Genomic DNA, 17,242 nt, shown 5'->3' on the forward strand with positions numbered 1-17,242 from the left:
TCTCTTACGCCACCTCGCGCTCCGGCGCGGATGCCTGCTCGCGGGCCATCGTCGTTGCGGTGACGTAGTCGGTCTTGCCGGTGCCGAGCAATGGCACCTTGTCGACCACCATGATCGCTGCGGGAACGGTCAGCTCGGACGCGCCGATCGTCTTTGCGTGGCCCTGCATGGCGCTACGCTCGGCGTTCTTTTCCGTCGTCAGCAGCACGATGCGCTCGCCCTTGCGCGGGTCCGGGATCGACACGGCGACCGATGCGGCCTGCGGCCACAGCGTCGTCGCGATGTTCTCGACCGCCGACAGCGAGACCATTTCGCCGGCGATCTTGGCAAAGCGCTTGGCGCGTCCCTTGATGGTGATGAAGCCGGCCGGGTCGATCGCGACGATGTCGCCGGTGTCGTGCCAACCCTCGGCGAGCGGTTCGAGAACGCCCGGATTTTCGGCCCGCAAGTATCCGAGCATCACGTTCGGTCCGCGCACCGACAGGCGTCCACCTTCCTCGATGCCGGGGACGGGGTCGAGGCGGCTTTCCATCAGCGGCGACAGGCGGCCGACCGTGCCGGGACGATTGGCCATGGGCGTGTTCATCGCCAGCACCGGCGCGGTCTCGGTGACGCCATAGCCTTCGAGGATGCGGATGCCGTAGCGCTCCATGAAGACCTGCCGGGTGCGATCCTTGACCGCCTCGGCGCCGGCGATCACCAGGCGCAGCGTACGGAAGTCGTAGGCATGCGCCGAGCGGGCGTAGCCGGTGAGGAACGTGTCGGTGCCGAACAGGATCGTGGCGCCGGTCTGGTAGATAAGCTCGGGCACGATCCGATAGTGCAGCGGCGAGGGGTACATGTAGATCGGAATGCCCGCGAGCAGCGGCATCATCATTCCGCCTGTAAGCCCAAACGAGTGGAACACCGGCAGCACGTTGAACACCTTGTCATTGGCGTTGGCATCGACCCGCGCCAGCGCCTGTGCAGCGTTCGCAAGGATATTGCGGTGGGACAGCACGACGCCCTTGGGCGTGCCTTCCGAGCCCGACGTGAACAGCACGACGGCCGGATCGCTCGCCTGGCGGACGACGCGCGGCGCAGTGCCGGCGAGCAGGCCCTTGATCTTGTCGGCCGCGCCGATCGAGGCGCGGACATCCTCGAGATAGACGACGCGAACTTCCGCGGAGATTGCCGCCATCAGCTTGTCGAGCTTGCCCTTCTCGATGAAAGCTTTCGACGTCAGCACGGTCTTGACCTGTGCGGCTTTCATGGCGGCGAGCACGTTGACCGGGCCGGCCGAGAAGTTCAGCATCGCCGGCACCCGGCCGATATTTTGCAGCGCCATGAAGACGACGGCAACGCCTGCGGAATTCGGCAGCAGCACGCCGACATTCTCACCGACAGCGGTGCCGTTCTCCAGCTTGCGGCTCAAGACCTGGGCGCCCAGGATCAGCTTGCGATAGGTCAGCTTGGTGCCGAGCGCGTCCTCGACGATGACCTTGCCGGTGTCGCGGTCGCGATAGGCGTGTCCGAGCGCTTCGAAGAGAGTGTGATCGAGCATGGCGTTCTTCACCATCGCGTCGATCATCACGTCCTGAAGTGCTGCGCCCGCGGCATTGCGGCGCGTCTTGCCCTTGAGCGACGGATCGACCGGCAGCTTAACCGGCGGCAGGATGGTGACGGTCACCCGCGGAAACCACGTGCGCTTGATCTGGCTGCCGTTGAGATAGCTGAGATGCGAGCGTTGGGCGCCTTCGATGCGGATCGGGACGACGACCGCGTCGGCCTTGTCCGCGATCATCGCGGTGCCGTCATAGACCTTCATCAGCGAGCCGGAGACGGTGATGCGTCCCTCCGGGAAGATCACCACCGGCTCTCCGGCGGCGACGAGCTTGATGAGGTCGCGCGCGGCCAGCGGCTTGCTGGGGTCCATGGTGTAGTGCTTGACCACCCGCAGGAACGGCTTGGCCCACCAGGCCTTGGCGATGCCGGTATCAACCGCGAAGCTCGCGTCGATCGGCAGCACGGCGTGCAGCAGCGGGCCGTCGATCAGGCTGACATGGTTGGGCGCGATCAGCATGCGCGTGCCAGCAGGCGGCAGGTTCTCCAGCCCGCGGACCTCGGTGCGGAACAGCGCGCGGAACAGCAGCCCGCCAAAGTCGCGAACGCCTTCCTTGCCCCACTTCGTCAGCACGAACCAGACTGCGCCGAAGCTGGCGACGCCGAGGCCGAAGAAAATCCAGCCGATGTGCAATCCGCCGGCCTGCAACAGCGCGACGAACAGCGAGCCGGCTACCATGAAGGCGGCCTGCAGCACGTTTCCGGCGGCGATGATGCGGGCGCGCTCGGAGGGGGCGGACCAGGCCTGGACGGCGGCGAAGGAAGGCACGACGAACAGCCCGCCGCCGAATGCGAAGGCGACGAAATCGACCAGCATGCGCAGGCCCGCGAACGAGGTCGCGAAGTCGGCGGCGGTGATGTCCTGGCCCTTGGCGGTCACGCCGATCGCCCAGGCGAGGTCGAGGCCGGCAAACCCCATCATGATGGCGCCGATCGGCACCAGCGCGAGGTTCGGGCGAACATGGCTCAGATTCGCGGCGAACAGCGAGCCGATGGCAATGCCGATTGCGAAGATCGCGAGACACAACGTCACCACGCCCTCGGTGCCACCGATGACCTCCTTGACCAGCGCCGGCAGCAGCGAGAGCACGATGGCGCCCACCAGCCAGAACCAGGAGACGATCACGGTGCCGTCCCACAGCCGATGGTCGGCGTGCAAGGTCTTCAACAGGCCGAGCGTCGAGGTCCAGGGATTGCCGTTGACCGGCAGATCGGGTGCGGACGGCGTCGTCGCGGGAATGCGGGAGGCGAAGGCCCAGGACAGCAGGGCCAGCACGACCACGGCCGATGCGACCCAGCCCATATGCGCGGAGCCGGCCACGAACTGGCCGCCGGCAACGGTGCCGAGCAGGATGGCCATGAAGGTCGCGCCTTCGACCAGCGCGTTGCCGGTCGCGAGCTCGCCGAGCTCGAGCTGGTCCGGCAGCATCGAATATTTCACGGGACCGAACAGCGCGGCGATGACGCCGAACAGTGCGAGCGCTGCGAACAGCAGCGGCACCGAGTGCAGGAAGAAACCGGCCGCGGCAAAGCCCGCGGCAAAGATCTCGGCGAATTTGAGCCGCCTTGCGACGACGGATTTGACATATTTGTCGGCGAGCTGGCCGCCGAGCCCGGACAGGATGAAGTAGGGGAAGATGAAGACGGCGCCCGCGACCGTCACCAGCGCATCTCCGTGGCCGGTCGCGGCACTGTAAAGCAGGATGATGACGAGTGCGTTCTTGAGCACGTTGTCGTTCAGCGCCGAGAAGAATTGCGCCCAGAACAGCGGCGCGAAGCGGCGTGACGACATCAAATCCCTGATCATGACTAGTCCTGTTTTGGAAACGCTGTCTGAGGTTGTTTCATTGTCCGATGGGCGTCGGGACCGGAGGAGATGCGACGGGCATTTGCGGGTTGACGACGATCGTCCCCGGCCTGCTCTACGCCTTTGCCTTCCGATCCTGTTGGTCTCCGCGTGGCGACATTTGGTTCGCAAATGGTTGGTCGCGGCTCTATCACGCTCCGGCAAGGAGGCGTGCGCGCCTCAGGTGAGATGGGCGAGGCGGCGAAAGGGCGAGAGGCGGCCGAGCAGGTTAAAGCGGCGGCCCTCACGACGAACGCGGCGGTTGGCCCGCCACATCCGGAAGGTCGCGCGGCGCTCGGTCAGGACGCCGGCAATGTCGCAGGCATTTGCGATGCGATCGATCGGCCCCATTGCGAGCCGCAGGAGGGCGCGGCCAAATCCGGTCACGAGAGCTGTGGCGTCATCGACGAAGGTGGAGGCGATATCAACAGCGAGGGTTTGCATTTTGAAGGTCTCCCGACTAACTTGAACATTGTTCAGATGAGTAGCCTGAAAATGAACAATGTTCAAGACGAATCGTTGCGAGACCGAAAAAAATCTCGACGGCGGCAGCAGATCGTGGAGATCGCTCGCAGCATTATTGCCACTAAAGGGCTGAAATCGTTGAAAGTCCGGGACGTCGCTGACGCCGCCGGCTGCTCGGTTGGAAGTGTCTATAACGAGTTCGGCGACTTCGACGGCGTAATCCTGACCGTGAATCGGGAGACCGTTAATGCCCTAACGGTGCGGCTGGGCCAAGTTCCAGCCGAGGATCCGGTTCGCCAGCTCTATGGGCTGGCTGCGACCTACCTCGAATTCTTCGCGGAGCACGCCAATCTGCTGCGCTCGCTGTTCGAACATCGGATGGAGGACGACCGCCCTTACCCCGATGACATCCTTCAGATGGTGATGGAGGCCTTCGCGCTGATGCATGCGCCCCTGGTGCGGCTGCTTCCGAAGGCAGACGACGTGCAGATCGCGCTGCTGTCACGCACACTGTTTTCCGCCGTGCACGGGATCATCTCGCTCGGCCTCGAAGAGCGCATGGTGGCCGTACCGCCGCAGATGCTGCGCCAGCAGGTCGAACAATTTCTGGATGCGCATCTCGCGGGGCTCGGGATTCTGCCAATGCGATAACGTGCTGAGCGCTGCTATGCGCTGGCGGCCTTGCGCTGCCGCGAGGTGACGACGACGACGTCCGTCGTCCCGTTGTCGACCTGAACACGGTTGCGTCCGTTCTCCTTGGCGCGATAGCAGGCGGCATCCGCGCGCCGCATCGCGTCCTCGAGCGTGGCGTTGCCGTCGGTGATGCAGGCAACGCCGATACTGGCCGTCACTGCAAAGCAACGATCGTCCCAGGCGAAGACGGATAGCTCGAGCGACCGGCGCAGCCGTTCGGCGATATCCACGGCGTCGTACGGCGTGCATCGGGGAAGGATTAAGCCGAATTCGTCACCGCCGAGCCGGGCCACCAGGTCATGCGGCCGCCGCTCCTGTAGCAGGAGGCGCGAAATCTGGCGGAGCAGACGGTCGCCGGCGAGGTGACCGCAACTGTCGTTGACGTCCTTGAACTGGTCGAGATCGAGCAGGATCAGGCCCACCGAACCCGCCGCGGTGTCGTCCAACTCGCTTTGCAGGCGGGCCTCGAAGGCGCGACGGTTGGACAGGCCGGTCAGCCAGTCGTGCGACGCCTGCCAGGCCAGGCGCTCTTTCTCGGCATGCAGGGCATCCTCGAACGCCTGTCGTTGCAGCACCAATCGCCGCGTGTGCCAGATCAGGAGCAGGATCAGCGTCGCGGCTGTGACGATATTGACGCCAGTCAGCGTCATCTTGATGGCGCGCGAGCCTTCACCGAGAACGGTGGAGAACCGCTTGGCGTGCACCGTGAACTGAGTGTTGAGCTCCGACAGCCGCGACGACAACAATTGCCGGCGCTTGCCGTCCTGAACCGGCCCGTTCTTCGACTCTGACCGGATGACCTCGCCGAACACGCTCAGCTCCAGCAGCATGGGGTCGGTGGCAGCCCACTCACGGATCGCTTCCTTGAGAAAGCTGACCTGTTTGAAGTAGCGAAACAGCCATATCAGTCCCGGCACGTCATCGGGATGGTTGCCGCCTTGCAGGAAGCCGATGCGAGCGGCCTCGACGTCGACCGGATCGCGCTCGAGCGCCCAGCGCGCGAACTCGTCGCCGATGGGAACGGCCAGCGAGGTCTGATATTGCGCAAACTGGCTGGCGTCGCCCGAATGCAGATAGAGATTGAGGAAATAGACGGCGTTCTTCTGCGAGCGCGACCATAGCGCTTCGCCCGCGACATAGGCGCGGACCGAGGACATAACCTCCAGGCTGAATCCGGCGATCGCCGCCTGCAGCAGAACGACCGTGACGAAAGGCGAGACGAGTTTGACGACGTGAAGGAAGTTGCGTCCCTTCGTTGACGGCGCTGTTCTGCGAAACACGTTGCGTTTCCCCAAGTCGCTCAACGACCCCAGCGGAGCGATCCGCTCATAACGCGGATTACGCGCGAAAGGTGCTTAACTCGACTTGAAAATGCCGGGAGACTGCGTCGCAGGGTGAAGGCGTTGTGAAGCGGATGCTGGCAGATCGTTGCAAATGCCGTCGAACCGGAACTGACGCGACATCGGCGAGCCGATGTCGCGCATTCGCCCCAAGTGGTTTACCCGATGGAGAGATTGCCCTGCCGCTAGACCAGCACCGGCTTGCGCACGCGGCCGGCGTCGCCGAAGACGCGCAAATAGCGCTCGATCTCCGAAGGCAGGCCGGTCGCCTTCTCGGGATTGTCGGAGAGCTTGACGGCCGGATGTCCGTCGACCGATGACACCTTGCAGACCAGCGAAATCGGATCGAGATTGAACGATCCGTCCGGCGTGCAGCCGACGAAATCATTGGTGAGATTGGTGCCCCAGCCGAACGAGAGCCGCACCCGGCCGGTGAAGTGGTGGTAGGTCTCCTCGATCGAGCCAACGTCCATCGCGTCGGAGAACACCAGCAGCTTGTCCCTGGGATTGCGGCCCTTCTGCTCCCACCATTTGATGATCTCCTCGCCGGCCTGGATCGGCGGCGCGCTGTCGGGGCGGAAGCCGGTCCAGTCTGCAACCCATTCCGGCGCATCGCGCAGGAACGCCTTGGTGCCAAAAGCGTCGGGCAGCGCGATCAGGAGGTTGCCGCCATAGGTCTGGCGCCACTGGTCGAGGATGCGATAGGGCGCCCAGCGCAATTCCTCGTCGTCCTTGGCGAGCGCCGCGGCGACCATCGGCAGTTCATGGGCATTGGTGCCGATGGCTTCGAGATCATTGTCCATCGCGAGCAGCACGTTGGAGGTGCCGATGAAGGACGGGCCCAGGCCTTCCTTCACGGCCTCCACGCACCAGCGCTGCCAAAGGAAGCCATGGCGGCGACGGGTGCCGAAATCGGAGAGCCGCAAGCCATCCAGTTTGCGCAGCCGCTCCACCTTGGTCCAAAGCTTGGCCTTGGCGCGGGCATAGAGCACGTCGAGCTCGAAGCGGCCGCGGCCCTTCATCGCTGCGCGCGAGCGCAATTCGTTGAGAATGGCGAGCGCAGGAATCTCCCACATCGTGGTATGGCTCCACGGCCCGTGGAAGTGCAGCTCGTACTGGCCTTCGACCTTGCGCAGCTCGTATTCGGGCAGCCGGAATTCGGCGAGCCAGCGGATGAAGTCCGCCGAGAACATGTGGGTCTTGCCGTAGAAAGTGTTACCGGCAAGCCAGATCAGCTCTTTCTTGGTGAAGCGGATGGTGCGGGCGTGGTCGAGCTGGGCGCGCAGCTCGCCCTCGTCGATGATTTCGGCGAGCCGCACATGGCGCGATCGGTTGATGACCGAGAATGTCACCTGCTGATGCGGGTAAGATTCCCGAATCATTTGCAACATCAATAGTTTGTAGAAGTCGGTATCAAGCAGGCTGCGGATGATGGGATCCAGCCGCCAGCTGTGATTATAGGTTCGGCTCGCAATGTCGGTCACTGTCATGGGGGAATTCTAGCGTGGCTCCCGGTGCGCAACCAGTGGATTTGGCGAAGGGCAGGTCACCGCCGAGCATCCGGTTGCGCGAGGGCGGCTCGAAATCGCCCAGAGATCCCGTTCGCGTACCGGTCTGCGGATGGCCGGGTGGCCTACCTGGCCTCGGACCTCCCGCGAGCGTGACGCGGGGGCCGTGCCGATCGTTGCCCGTGTTGAGCGTATTCGCGATTGGAACGAGGAGAGAAAGGACCGACGGCGTTACCGAGAACAGGTTCGACGAACTGGTCGCCGACCGTTGCCGGCCGAGGAGCAGGGCGGCGTCGCCGGCATATCGAACGACCATTTGCCGGCAAATGGGAACGGGCCTTCGACACCGATGAGTGGTCCGGCGCCAAGGAAGCTCGCGCGCGTATCGCGCAATGTCGAGAGCGTTGTGGAAAAGCTGGTGATCGCCGGAAAGCCAGGCAACGCAACACCAGGGCTCGTCGCAGCCCGGACGTCCGAGCTTGAGCTCCGGGTGACGAATTCGGCAACGCGAAGGCTTGCGGCATATGCCCGCGACGGATTTCTGGCCCGTTGCGAAACAGCAGCGATCGCCAGGACTACGGAATTGTCCTGCTGTGATCGGGCCCCCGGTCCTGGCAGGTTCGCTCGTCGCGCGTTCGCCTTGCGATTGCGAGCGTGCAGAGCCGTTGTCTACACTTCCCGTCGGCTCAGAAACGCCAGCCGCTCGAACAGATGCACGTCCTGCTCGTTCTTGAGCAGCGCACCGTGCAGCGGCGGGATCAGCTTGCGCGGATCGCGTTCGCGCAACTGCTCGACGCTCATGTCTTCGTTGAGCAGCAGCTTGAGCCAGTCGAGCAGCTCCGAGGTCGACGGCTTCTTCTTCAACCCGGGCACTTCGCGGACCTCGAAGAAGATGCGCAGGGCTTCCTCGACCAGCCGCTTCTTGATGCCGGGGAAGTGGACATCGACGATCCGGGTCATGGTATCGGCATCGGGGAACTTGATGTAGTGGAAGAAGCAGCGGCGCAGGAACGCGTCCGGCAGCTCCTTCTCGTTGTTGGAGGTGATCATCATGATCGGGCGCTGCTTGGCCTTGATCGTCTCGCCGGTCTCGTAGACATGGAATTCCATGCGGTCGAGCTCGAGCAAGAGATCGTTCGGGAATTCGATATCGGCCTTGTCGATCTCGTCGATCAGCAGCACCGGGCGCTGCTCGGCGGTGAAGGCATCCCACAGCTTGCCGCGCTTGATGTAGTTCTTGATGTCGGACACGCGCGCATCGCCGAGCTGGCTGTCGCGCAGGCGCGACACCGCGTCGTATTCGTAGAGGCCTTGCTGTGCCTTGGTGGTGGACTTGATGTGCCAGGTCAGAAGCGGGGCGTTCAGCGCCTTCGCCACTTCCTCCGCCAGCACCGTCTTGCCGGTGCCGGGCTCGCCCTTGATGAGCAGCGGGCGCTCCAGCACGATCGAGGCATTGACCGCGACCTTGAGATCGTCGGTCGCAACATAGTCCTTGGTGCCGGTAAATTTCATCGCGCGTCCTTGTTGGTCGTCGTCCCGGCATTGCCCCGGTCGCGACATGGGAACGGCCGCGCGTGGCGGCCGTTCCTGGTTCGGTCAGGCTTTCAGACCCGTTTTATCAGCGAAAGGATGACGAGCACAATCACCGCGCCGATCGTGGCATCCACGATGGCTCCGACCGTGCCCGTTGCGAGCTGGATGTGCAGCTGAGGCAGAATCCAGCCGGCCACGAGTGCACCGATGATGCCGACGACGATGTTGCCGATCAGCCCAAATCCCGCCCCGTGGACAATCTTGCCGGCAAGCCAGCCTGCGATCGCGCCAATGATGAGCGCTGCGAGAATTCCCATTGCAAACGTCCCCAAAACAACCCCGTGAGACCGCCAATTCTAGAGCAAAAAGCCTCCCGGTCCAGCGCAGAGCAGTGGCCTCCGCCCCTTGACGTTCGCCCCCCGACGGGCAATCTGTCACCCATGTTCCTGCAATTCTTCACTTCTCTGCGCGATGCGCAGGTCCCCGTGACGCTGCGCGAATACCTCACGCTGATGGAGGCGCTCGATGCTGATCTGTCGGACTATTCGGTCGAGAATTTCTATTATCTGTCGCGCACCTCGCTGGTGAAGGACGAGCGCAACCTCGACAAGTTCGATCGCGTCTTCGGCACCGTGTTCAAGGGACTGGAAAGCCTGCTCGACGCCATGGAGGGGGCCGAGATCCCCGAGGAATGGCTGAAGAAGCTCGCCGAGAAATACCTGACCGACGACGAGAAGAAGCAGATCGAGGCCATGGGCTGGGACAAGCTCATGGAGACCCTGAAGAAGCGCCTCGAGGAGCAGAAGGGCCGCCATCAGGGCGGCTCGAAATGGATCGGCACGGCGGGCACCTCGCCGTTCGGCGCCCATGGCTACAATCCCGAAGGCATACGCATCGGCCAGCACAAGAACCGCAACAACCGCGCCGTGAAGGTGTGGGACAAGCGCGAGTTCAAAGACCTCGACGGCAATGTCGAGCTCGGCATCCGCAACATCAAGGTGGCGCTGCGGCGCCTGCGCAAATTCGCGCGCACCGGCGCGCCTGATGAACTCGACCTCGACACCACCATCCGCGAAACCGCCAATCACGGCTATCTCGACGTGCACATGCGGCCCGAGCGCCGCAACGCGGTGAAGCTGCTGGTGTTCTTCGACATCGGCGGCTCGATGGACGCGCATATCGAGCAGGTGGAGGAGTTGTTCTCGGCGGCGAAGAGCGAGTTCAAGCACATGGAATATTTCTACTTCCACAACTGCCTCTATGAAGGCGTGTGGAAGCAGAACAAGCGCCGCTTCACCGACCGCACCCCGACCTGGGACGTGCTGCACAAATACCCGCACGACTACAAGATCGTGTTCGTCGGTGACGCCTCGATGTCGCCTTACGAGATCATGGTACCCGGCGGCTCGGTCGAGCACGTCAACGAGGAGCCCGGCTCGGTCTGGCTCGACCGCATCATCCGCACCTATCCGCATGCGGTGTGGCTCAACCCCGTGCAGCAGAAGCATTGGGACTATTCGGAATCCACCACCATCATCAAACGCATCTTCGCCAACCGCATGTATCCGATCACGATCGAGGGGCTCGAGGGTGCGATGAAGGAATTGACGCACTAGCTGATGACGAGGCGCTCCATCGGCGATGGGATCGCGCTCCCTCCCCCGCTTGCGGGGGAGGGTCGGGAAGAGGGTCTCTCCACGGGCGACGCTCCCCTAGAGGAGAGAGCCCTCACCCGCGTCGCTTCGCTCCGCGACCTCTCCCGCAAGCGGGAGAGGTGACCACCGCCTCCGGCAGATCGCCTGGGATCGGCGACAGAACAAGAGGGAGAGCCACATGCCCCAGACCATCACCCGCGGCATCAAGGCGCTGATCGACGAGGCCAATGCCGAGATCGAGACGCTCACCGCCAAGGGCGCCATCGAGATCTCGAAGAACGGCGACGTCGTTATCGTCGATATCCGCGATCCCCGCGAGATCGAACGCGACGGCCGCATCCCCGGCGCGTTCGCCTGCACCCGTGGCATGCTCGAATTCTGGATCGATCCGCAGAGCCCTTATGCCAAGCCGGTGTTCCAGGAGGACAAGAAGTTCGTCTTCCATTGCGCCGGCGGCCTGCGCTCCGCGCTCGCCGCCAAGACCGCGCAGGACATGGGCCTCAAGCCCGTCGCCCACATCGCCGGCGGCTACGCCGCCTGGCGCGACGCCGGCGGGCCGGTGGAGCAATGGGAGCCGAAGAAGAAGGGGTGAGGGTCCTGCGCTGCCGCTCCAATTTTCGGCGTCATTCCCCGAAGGCGGGGAATCCAGTACGCCGCGGCCTATCGATTGAAGCACAATCGTCTCGGCGTACTGGATCGCCCGTTCCTAGTGCGCAATTGCGCACTGGCCGGGCGATGACAGCGGAATTTGCCGCGCGCCGTATCAAACTCTCTCGCGCTGCGCGCGCACCGTAATGACTGCAAGGAAAAGCCAATGACCACCCCCACCGATCCCCTCGTCTCCACCGAATGGCTCGCCGCCCACATCAACGATGCCAACGTCAAGGTGCTCGACGCCAGCTTCAAGCTGCCGGGCGTGCTGCCGCTGCCGAAGGACGATTACCTCGCCGCGCATCTGCCGGGCGCGTTGTTCTTCGACGTCGATGCGGTCTCGGACCATTCCAACCCGCTGCCGCACATGTATCCGAGCGCCGAGCAGTTCGGCCGCGACGTCGGCCAACTCGGCATCTCCAATGCCGATACTGTCGTGCTCTACGATGCCGGCGGCTGGGTCGCTGCTCCCCGCGCGTGGTGGATGTTCCTGGCCTTCGGCCACGGCAATGTGCGCATTCTCAATGGCGGCCTGAAGAAGTGGCGCGCCGAGGGGCGTCCGGTCGAAAGTGGCGAGGCGAAGCCGAAGCCCGCGACGTTCAAGGCGAGCTACGATTCCAAGCGCGTGCGTAGCATGCAGCAATTGATCGCCAACGTCGAAAGCCGTGTCGAGCAGGTGATCGACGCGCGCGCCGCCGACCGGTTCGAGGGCCGGGCGCCCGAGCCGCGCGCGGGCATTCGCTCCGGCCATATCCCGGGCGCTCGCAACGTGCCCTATAACCTGCTGTTCGACGCCGCGACCGGCACGATGAAGCCGCTCGATGATCTCCGCGCGGCCTTCGCGAACGCCGGCGTCAGGCTCGATGCGCCGATCGTGACGAGCTGCGGCTCCGGCGTCTCCGCCGGCGTGCTGACGCTGGCGCTCTATCGCCTCGGCATCACCGACACCGCGCTCTACGACGGCTCATGGTCAGAATGGGGCCAGGAAAAGGGACCGCCAATCGCAACGGGGCCGGCGTAACCCTACTGGCGTGCGCGCGCGGTCGTCGTTGCGGCGAGCGTGGGTTGCGGCTGCCCGAACGGATCGAGTTGCTGAACCGGCGGCGGCGGACGCCGGACAATGCGGCGGCGCTTCTTCACCCGGTGCGCCCGCGGCTTAGTCGCCTTGCTCTCCGGCGAACTGCTGTCGGCCTTAGCGTCGGCCTTGGCCTTCGCCGGCGGATCCTTCCAGGCCGTGGTCGCCAGGTTATTCAATGCGGCGAACTTCGCGCTCGCCATGTCGAACGTGGACGAAGCCGAGGCTGCGCTGGGGGCGGCAGGTGTTGGTTTGCTTGTGAGAGCGATCGAAACCGGCTTGGCCTCGGCGATGGATGCGCTGGCGTCGGCCGGAGTAAGCGTGTTGCTTGAGGCCGGCGCCGCGGCGTCCGTCGTCGTCTCGGCCTTGGCCTCGACATTGGCCGGTTCGGCCGGGACGTCAGCCGGAGCTGCAACGACCTGCGGCTGACCGTCGGTCTCGGTTGTCACCACGACGACCGGCTCGGGCTCGCTCATCGGCAGCGCGATGGTCGGGACTTGATCGCGCAGCGACGGCGTCGGATCGGTGGCCGCCTCCGGCTCGGCGCGGAGGACCGCGAGCACCGGCTGGGCCGGCTCGGGAGCTTGTGCAAACACCTGCTCCTGCGGACCATTCCGCCAGGAGGGGTTGCTGACATACTGCTCGTGGCTCGCCCGCAGCAGCGCGGCGGCGCCCAGGCCGAATACCAGGATGGAGGCTGACAGCAGGATCGCGGCAAACAGAAAGCGAAAGCCGGGAAGCATCGAGGGATTGCGAATTTCCGCCCCAGCGGCGAAGTGGCCAGGGCCCATGAGCCATCTGAACGCGGTGACTGTACTGCTTGCCGCGTTCGCCACGCGGGGGATCGAAGCTCAAAGCGGCGGCGAATCAGGCTGATTCGAACATACCGCAACGATTCCGCGCCGTTCCGTAAAAAACAGAGCCGGCTAGTCCAGCAATCTCGGGCGTGGGCTGATTTTCGTCCCGTGATGCAAGGAGGCAACGGTAGTCTTGCGGATCACAAATCGGCAAATCGGGCACAAATCCGCCTGTAATGTCTTGAATGTGCCGCTATCTTCCGTCATCTGGCCGTTAACGGTCCGGACGGGGCCCGGGGACTATACAAGAGCGATGATGATCAAACATTTTCTGACGATATGCGCTGCCGCAACAGTCGCTGCGGCGGGAACCTCGCTCGCGCAGGCCCAGAGCTATCCGGTCCAGCAGGCGCCGAGCTATGGCGCGCCGGCCGAATATCGGCCCGGCGACCGCGCGCCGAATTTCGACGCTATGGACGATGAAGACGATGCGATGCCGCAGGCAGCGCTGCCGCCGCCCGGCCCGGATCCGCGCTACGGCCGTCCGCCCGGCGCTCCCCCGGTGTATTCCGCCGCGCCGCCGCAGGGGCCGGTGATGTCGCCCGATGATCCCCGTTATGGCCGTCCCGCCGGCGCCCCCGTCTACTCGGCCGCGCCGCCGCAGGGTCCCGTGACATCACCCGACGATCCGCGCTACGGCCGCCCTGCCGGCCCGCCTGCGGTGATCTACGCCGATCGTCCGGCACAGGCGCCCGGCAGTGACGGCCTGCGTCCGCCCGAGGCAGTCGGTGGTCCCGGCGCGACCGGAACGGTCCAGGCCGGGCAGCCGCCCGTGGGTGCCGACGGCCGGCCGATGGCGATCGCCTCGCTCCCGCCCGAGGAGCAGCCTGACGCTGCTCCGGCGCAGCTGCCGCAGAATCTGCGCCGCCAGGAAGTCTCGCTGGCGACCAAGGAGCCGGCCGGAACGCTCATCGTCGATACCCCGAATACCTACCTCTATTACGTGCTCGGCAACGGTCGTGCGATCCGCTACGGCGTCCGCGTCGGCCGCGACGGTTTCACCTGGACGGGCGTGCAGAAGATCACCCGCAAGGCCGAGTGGCCGGATTGGCATCCGCCGACCGAGATGATCGAGCGACAGCCCTATCTGCCGCGCTTCATGGCCGGCGGTCCCGGCAATCCGCTCGGCGCCCGCGCGATGTATCTCGGCTCGACCGTCTACCGCATCCACGGCACCAACCAGCCCTCGACCATCGGCAAGTTCGTGTCCTCCGGCTGCATCGGCATGCTGAACGAGGACGTCTCCGACCTGTTCGATCGCGTCAAGGTCGGCACCCGCGTGGTCGTGATGCCGGGTGGTCCGCCGCCGGGAACTGCGACCGCATCCGCCGCGCCCGTGCCCGGCGCTGCCGGCCCCGCTCCGATGGCCGCGCAGGCCGGCCCGGTCGGAGGCACCCAGCCGACAGTGGTGCCGCCGCTGCCCGCACCGGTCACCGTGCGCTGAATCGGCCTCGCAAGAATTGATCTGATGACGGCGCGTGACCTTCGGTCACGCGCCGTCATCATTTGACGCATGCGCGCAAGTCCTACTTGCGCATACTTGAACGGCTCCGCACCTCGATTACGTCCGGGAGGATTGCAACGAATTGAGGAGCACAGGATGCGCATCTTTGTTGCGGGCGCGACCGGCGCGGTCGGTCGGTATCTTGTTCCGGCGCTGGTCGCCGCGGGTCATTCGGTGATCGGCACGACACGGAATGCGGCAAAAACAGATTTGGTGCGTCGATTGGGTGCAGAGCCGGTCGTCGCCGACGGCCTCGATGCCGGCAGCATGCACGCTGCGGTGATTGCGGCAAAGCCCGACGCCGTCATTCACCAGATGACGGATCTCGCGGCCGCCACGGACCTCCGGCATTTCGATCGGGCCTTCGCGCGAACCAACGAGCTCCGCACCCGCGGAACCGACATTCTGCTGAATGCCGCACGCGAGGCCGGCGCCAGGCGCTTCATCGCGCAAAGCTTCTGCGGCTGGACCTTCAGTCGCGCCGGGGGAACGGTGAAGACCGAGACCGATGAGCTCGACCCGCATCCGCCGCGAGAGCTGCGACGCACGCTTGAGGCAATCCGGTATCTGGAGCGAAGCGTCACCGCTTCGACGAAGCCGGAGGGTATCGTGCTGCGCTATGGATTCTTCTATGGACCCGGCACGGGCACGCTCTCGCCTGCGATGATCGACCAGCTGCGCCACCGGCGTGTGCCGGTGATCGGCGATGGCGGCGGCACGTGGTCGTTCATTCACACCGAAGATGCCGCCTCTGCCACGCTTGCCGCGCTCGAACGCGGGCGCGCCGGCAGCATCTACAATATCGTCGACGATCATCCGGCGCAGGTGAAGGATTGGTTGCCCGCGCTGGCCGAATTGCTCGGTGCCAAGCCGCCGCGTCACATTCCCGCCTGGCTCGGCCGCCTGCTTGCGGGCGAGCATATGGTTGCGATGATGACGGAGGTGCGCGGAGCCTCCAACGGCAAGGCCAAGCGCGAGCTCGGCTGGCTGCCGGCGCATGCCTCCTGGCGCGACGGCTTTGCCGATGCGGCACGGCAGCCCACCAGCCACCGCTCGGCGGCCTGAGGCATCACGCCAGCTTCCGCGGCAGCTCGCCGCCCTTGGTGAAGGCGTCGATCGCCTCGACCATCTGGCTGTAGTGGATGCGCAAGCCGTCCTCGGTGGCGTAGCCGAGATGCGGCGTCAGCACGAGATTGTCGAGCTTGCGGAAGGGATGGTCTGTTGGCAGCGGCTCGACCGAGAATACGTCGATGCCGGCGCCTGCAATCCTCTTCTGCTGCAACGCCTCGAGCAGCGCCTGCTCGTCCACGATCGGCCCGCGCGCGGTGTTGACGAGGAAGGCCGTCGGTTTCATCCGCGCGAGATCGGCAGCCCCGACCAGCCCGCGCGAGCGCTCGCTCAGCACCACATGGATGCTGACGATATCGGCCTTGGCGAACAGCTCCTCCTTGGTAGCGTAGCCGACGCCGGCATCCTTGCACTTCTCCGGGGTCAGGTTCGGGCTCCAGGCGATCACGTTCATGCCGAACGCCTTCGCAATGCCGGCCATCTTGCTGCCGAGCTTGCCGAGCCCGACGACGCCGAGCGTCAATCCTTCGATCTCAACGCCGGCAAAGGTCTGCCAGGGCTCGCCCGCATGCATGCGCGCGTTCTCGCGGCCGATGCCGCGGGTCAGTTCCAGGATGAGGCCCATGGTGAGGGGCGCAGTCGGATCGCGTGAATATTGCGTGCCGGCGATGGTGACGCCGCGCGCCTTGGCGGCCTCCATGTCGATCGAGGCGTTGCGCATGCCTGATGTCAGCAGCAGCTTCAGCTTCGGCAGGCTCTCGAACAGGCTCTTCGGGAACGCGGTGCGCTCGCGCATCGCGCAGACGATCTCGAAATCGGCCAGCGCGCTCGCCGCGGCCTGCTCGGAGGCGAAGGGATGGCTGAACACGGTGACGTCGATGCGGTCGGACAGGCTTTGCCAATCGGCGACTTCGAGGGCGAGATTGAAATAGTCGTCCAGAATTGCACAGCGCAGCCGCGTCATCAGCGTTCTTCCATGGCGAGAGGTGGAACCAGGCCATGGTTGCGCGCAATCAGGACCGTGCGCAAGCCGTTCGCGTCTTCAAAAATCCGACAGGTGATAAGGGCTCAGAGGTCGCGGGGCTTGAGCCGGAACGGCGCATTCATGCCGTGCTTGGCGCGCCAGGCGGGGCCGGGGCCGCGCATGTAATGCAGTTCGGGCCGGTAGGGGTTGAAAGCGGTGGCGAAGAAGCGCTTCCAGAAGCCCTTGATCTCCGAGGCAAATGCGGAGGCGCTGCCGGCTTCCGCCGGAACGGGAAGGGAATGGGTCTCGATCACGGCCATGACGCTGTCTCGCTGTGCTCCCGTTCATTCTGAGCGGGTGGCGCTGTTTCCGCGCGAAACCGAGCTTTGGCCTGATTTATTAAAAGATAGTTTCAATTGTCCGGATCGGTGGCGGGATGGTGTCCGGCCCGTATTCATCCGTGGTGAACGGAGGGAAAACA

General features: G+C 64.7%; 14 protein-coding genes. 6 read left to right on the plus strand and 8 right to left on the minus strand.

Annotation, left to right across the window (positions count from 1 at the left end; genetic code table 11):
- Window positions 1-4: 4 nt before the first annotated feature.
- Window positions 5-3,409, minus strand: coding sequence for an acyl-[ACP]--phospholipid O-acyltransferase (locus BRA1253DRAFT_RS30230; protein ID WP_007600686.1), 3,405 nt, complete (start codon window positions 3,407-3,409; stop codon window positions 5-7).
- 534 nt (window positions 3,410-3,943) lie between these two features.
- Between BRA1253DRAFT_RS30230 and BRA1253DRAFT_RS30240 the strand changes: the two genes are divergently transcribed.
- Window positions 3,944-4,564, plus strand: coding sequence for a TetR/AcrR family transcriptional regulator (locus BRA1253DRAFT_RS30240; protein WP_007600688.1), 621 nt, complete (start codon window positions 3,944-3,946; stop codon window positions 4,562-4,564).
- Window positions 4,565-4,578: 14 nt separating this feature from the next.
- Here the strand turns inward: BRA1253DRAFT_RS30240 and BRA1253DRAFT_RS30245 are convergent, their stop codons facing one another.
- The 4 genes from BRA1253DRAFT_RS30245 to BRA1253DRAFT_RS30260 form a co-directional block, all read right to left on the minus strand.
- A complete protein-coding gene (locus BRA1253DRAFT_RS30245; RefSeq protein WP_007600691.1) occupies window positions 4,579-5,886 on the minus strand; it encodes a GGDEF domain-containing protein in 1,308 nt (435 codons plus the stop codon).
- A 245-nt stretch (window positions 5,887-6,131) separates the two neighbouring features.
- Window positions 6,132-7,436: a nicotinate phosphoribosyltransferase gene (pncB, locus tag BRA1253DRAFT_RS30250; RefSeq protein ID WP_007600693.1), complete on the minus strand. Its 1,305-nt coding sequence runs from the start codon at window positions 7,434-7,436 to the stop codon at window positions 6,132-6,134.
- Between the two features lie 687 nt (window positions 7,437-8,123).
- Window positions 8,124-8,966, minus strand: a complete 843-nt coding sequence (locus tag BRA1253DRAFT_RS30255; protein ID WP_007600695.1) for a MoxR family ATPase — start codon at window positions 8,964-8,966, stop codon at window positions 8,124-8,126.
- 92 nt (window positions 8,967-9,058) lie between these two features.
- On the minus strand, window positions 9,059-9,304 hold the full coding sequence (locus tag BRA1253DRAFT_RS30260) for a GlsB/YeaQ/YmgE family stress response membrane protein (RefSeq protein ID WP_007600697.1): 246 nt from the start codon (window positions 9,302-9,304) through the stop codon (window positions 9,059-9,061).
- A 123-nt stretch (window positions 9,305-9,427) separates the two neighbouring features.
- Between BRA1253DRAFT_RS30260 and BRA1253DRAFT_RS30265 the strand changes: the two genes are divergently transcribed.
- The 3 genes from BRA1253DRAFT_RS30265 to sseA all read left to right on the plus strand — a co-directional run bounded on the left by BRA1253DRAFT_RS30265 (window position 9,428) and on the right by sseA (window position 12,314).
- Window positions 9,428-10,603 (plus strand): VWA domain-containing protein, encoded by a 1,176-nt coding sequence (locus BRA1253DRAFT_RS30265; protein WP_007600698.1) that lies wholly within the window; start codon window positions 9,428-9,430, stop codon window positions 10,601-10,603.
- A gap of 217 nt (window positions 10,604-10,820) precedes the next feature.
- Window positions 10,821-11,234 carry a rhodanese-like domain-containing protein gene (locus BRA1253DRAFT_RS30270; protein WP_007600700.1) on the plus strand — a complete coding sequence of 138 codons (414 nt, stop codon included), beginning with the start codon at window positions 10,821-10,823 and terminating at the stop codon, window positions 11,232-11,234.
- 222 nt (window positions 11,235-11,456) lie between these two features.
- Window positions 11,457-12,314 carry a 3-mercaptopyruvate sulfurtransferase gene (gene sseA / locus BRA1253DRAFT_RS30275; protein WP_007600701.1) on the plus strand — a complete coding sequence of 286 codons (858 nt, stop codon included), beginning with the start codon at window positions 11,457-11,459 and terminating at the stop codon, window positions 12,312-12,314.
- 2 nt (window positions 12,315-12,316) lie between these two features.
- Here the strand turns inward: sseA and BRA1253DRAFT_RS30280 are convergent, their stop codons facing one another.
- Window positions 12,317-13,159: a hypothetical protein gene (locus BRA1253DRAFT_RS30280; protein ID WP_007600702.1), complete on the minus strand. Its 843-nt coding sequence runs from the start codon at window positions 13,157-13,159 to the stop codon at window positions 12,317-12,319.
- A gap of 322 nt (window positions 13,160-13,481) precedes the next feature.
- On the opposite strand from BRA1253DRAFT_RS30280, the gene BRA1253DRAFT_RS30285 reads away from it, so the two are divergent.
- Window positions 13,482-14,669, plus strand: coding sequence for a L,D-transpeptidase (locus BRA1253DRAFT_RS30285; protein ID WP_007600703.1), 1,188 nt, complete (start codon window positions 13,482-13,484; stop codon window positions 14,667-14,669).
- 156 nt (window positions 14,670-14,825) lie between these two features.
- Window positions 14,826-15,794: an NAD(P)-dependent oxidoreductase gene (locus BRA1253DRAFT_RS30290; protein ID WP_007600704.1), complete on the plus strand. Its 969-nt coding sequence runs from the start codon at window positions 14,826-14,828 to the stop codon at window positions 15,792-15,794.
- Between the two features lie 4 nt (window positions 15,795-15,798).
- Here the strand turns inward: BRA1253DRAFT_RS30290 and BRA1253DRAFT_RS30295 are convergent, their stop codons facing one another.
- Entirely contained in the window at window positions 15,799-16,761 is a 963-nt protein-coding gene (locus tag BRA1253DRAFT_RS30295; protein WP_007600705.1) for a D-2-hydroxyacid dehydrogenase family protein, read from the minus strand.
- A gap of 104 nt (window positions 16,762-16,865) precedes the next feature.
- Complete coding sequence (locus BRA1253DRAFT_RS30300) at window positions 16,866-17,081, minus strand: hypothetical protein (protein WP_007600706.1); 216 nt, start codon at window positions 17,079-17,081, stop codon at window positions 16,866-16,868.
- Between the last annotated feature and the right edge of the window lie 161 nt (window positions 17,082-17,242).

The sequence above is a fragment of the Bradyrhizobium sp. WSM1253 genome (assembly GCF_000244935.1).
GTDB classification, from domain to species: Bacteria; Pseudomonadota; Alphaproteobacteria; order Rhizobiales; family Xanthobacteraceae; genus Bradyrhizobium; species Bradyrhizobium canariense.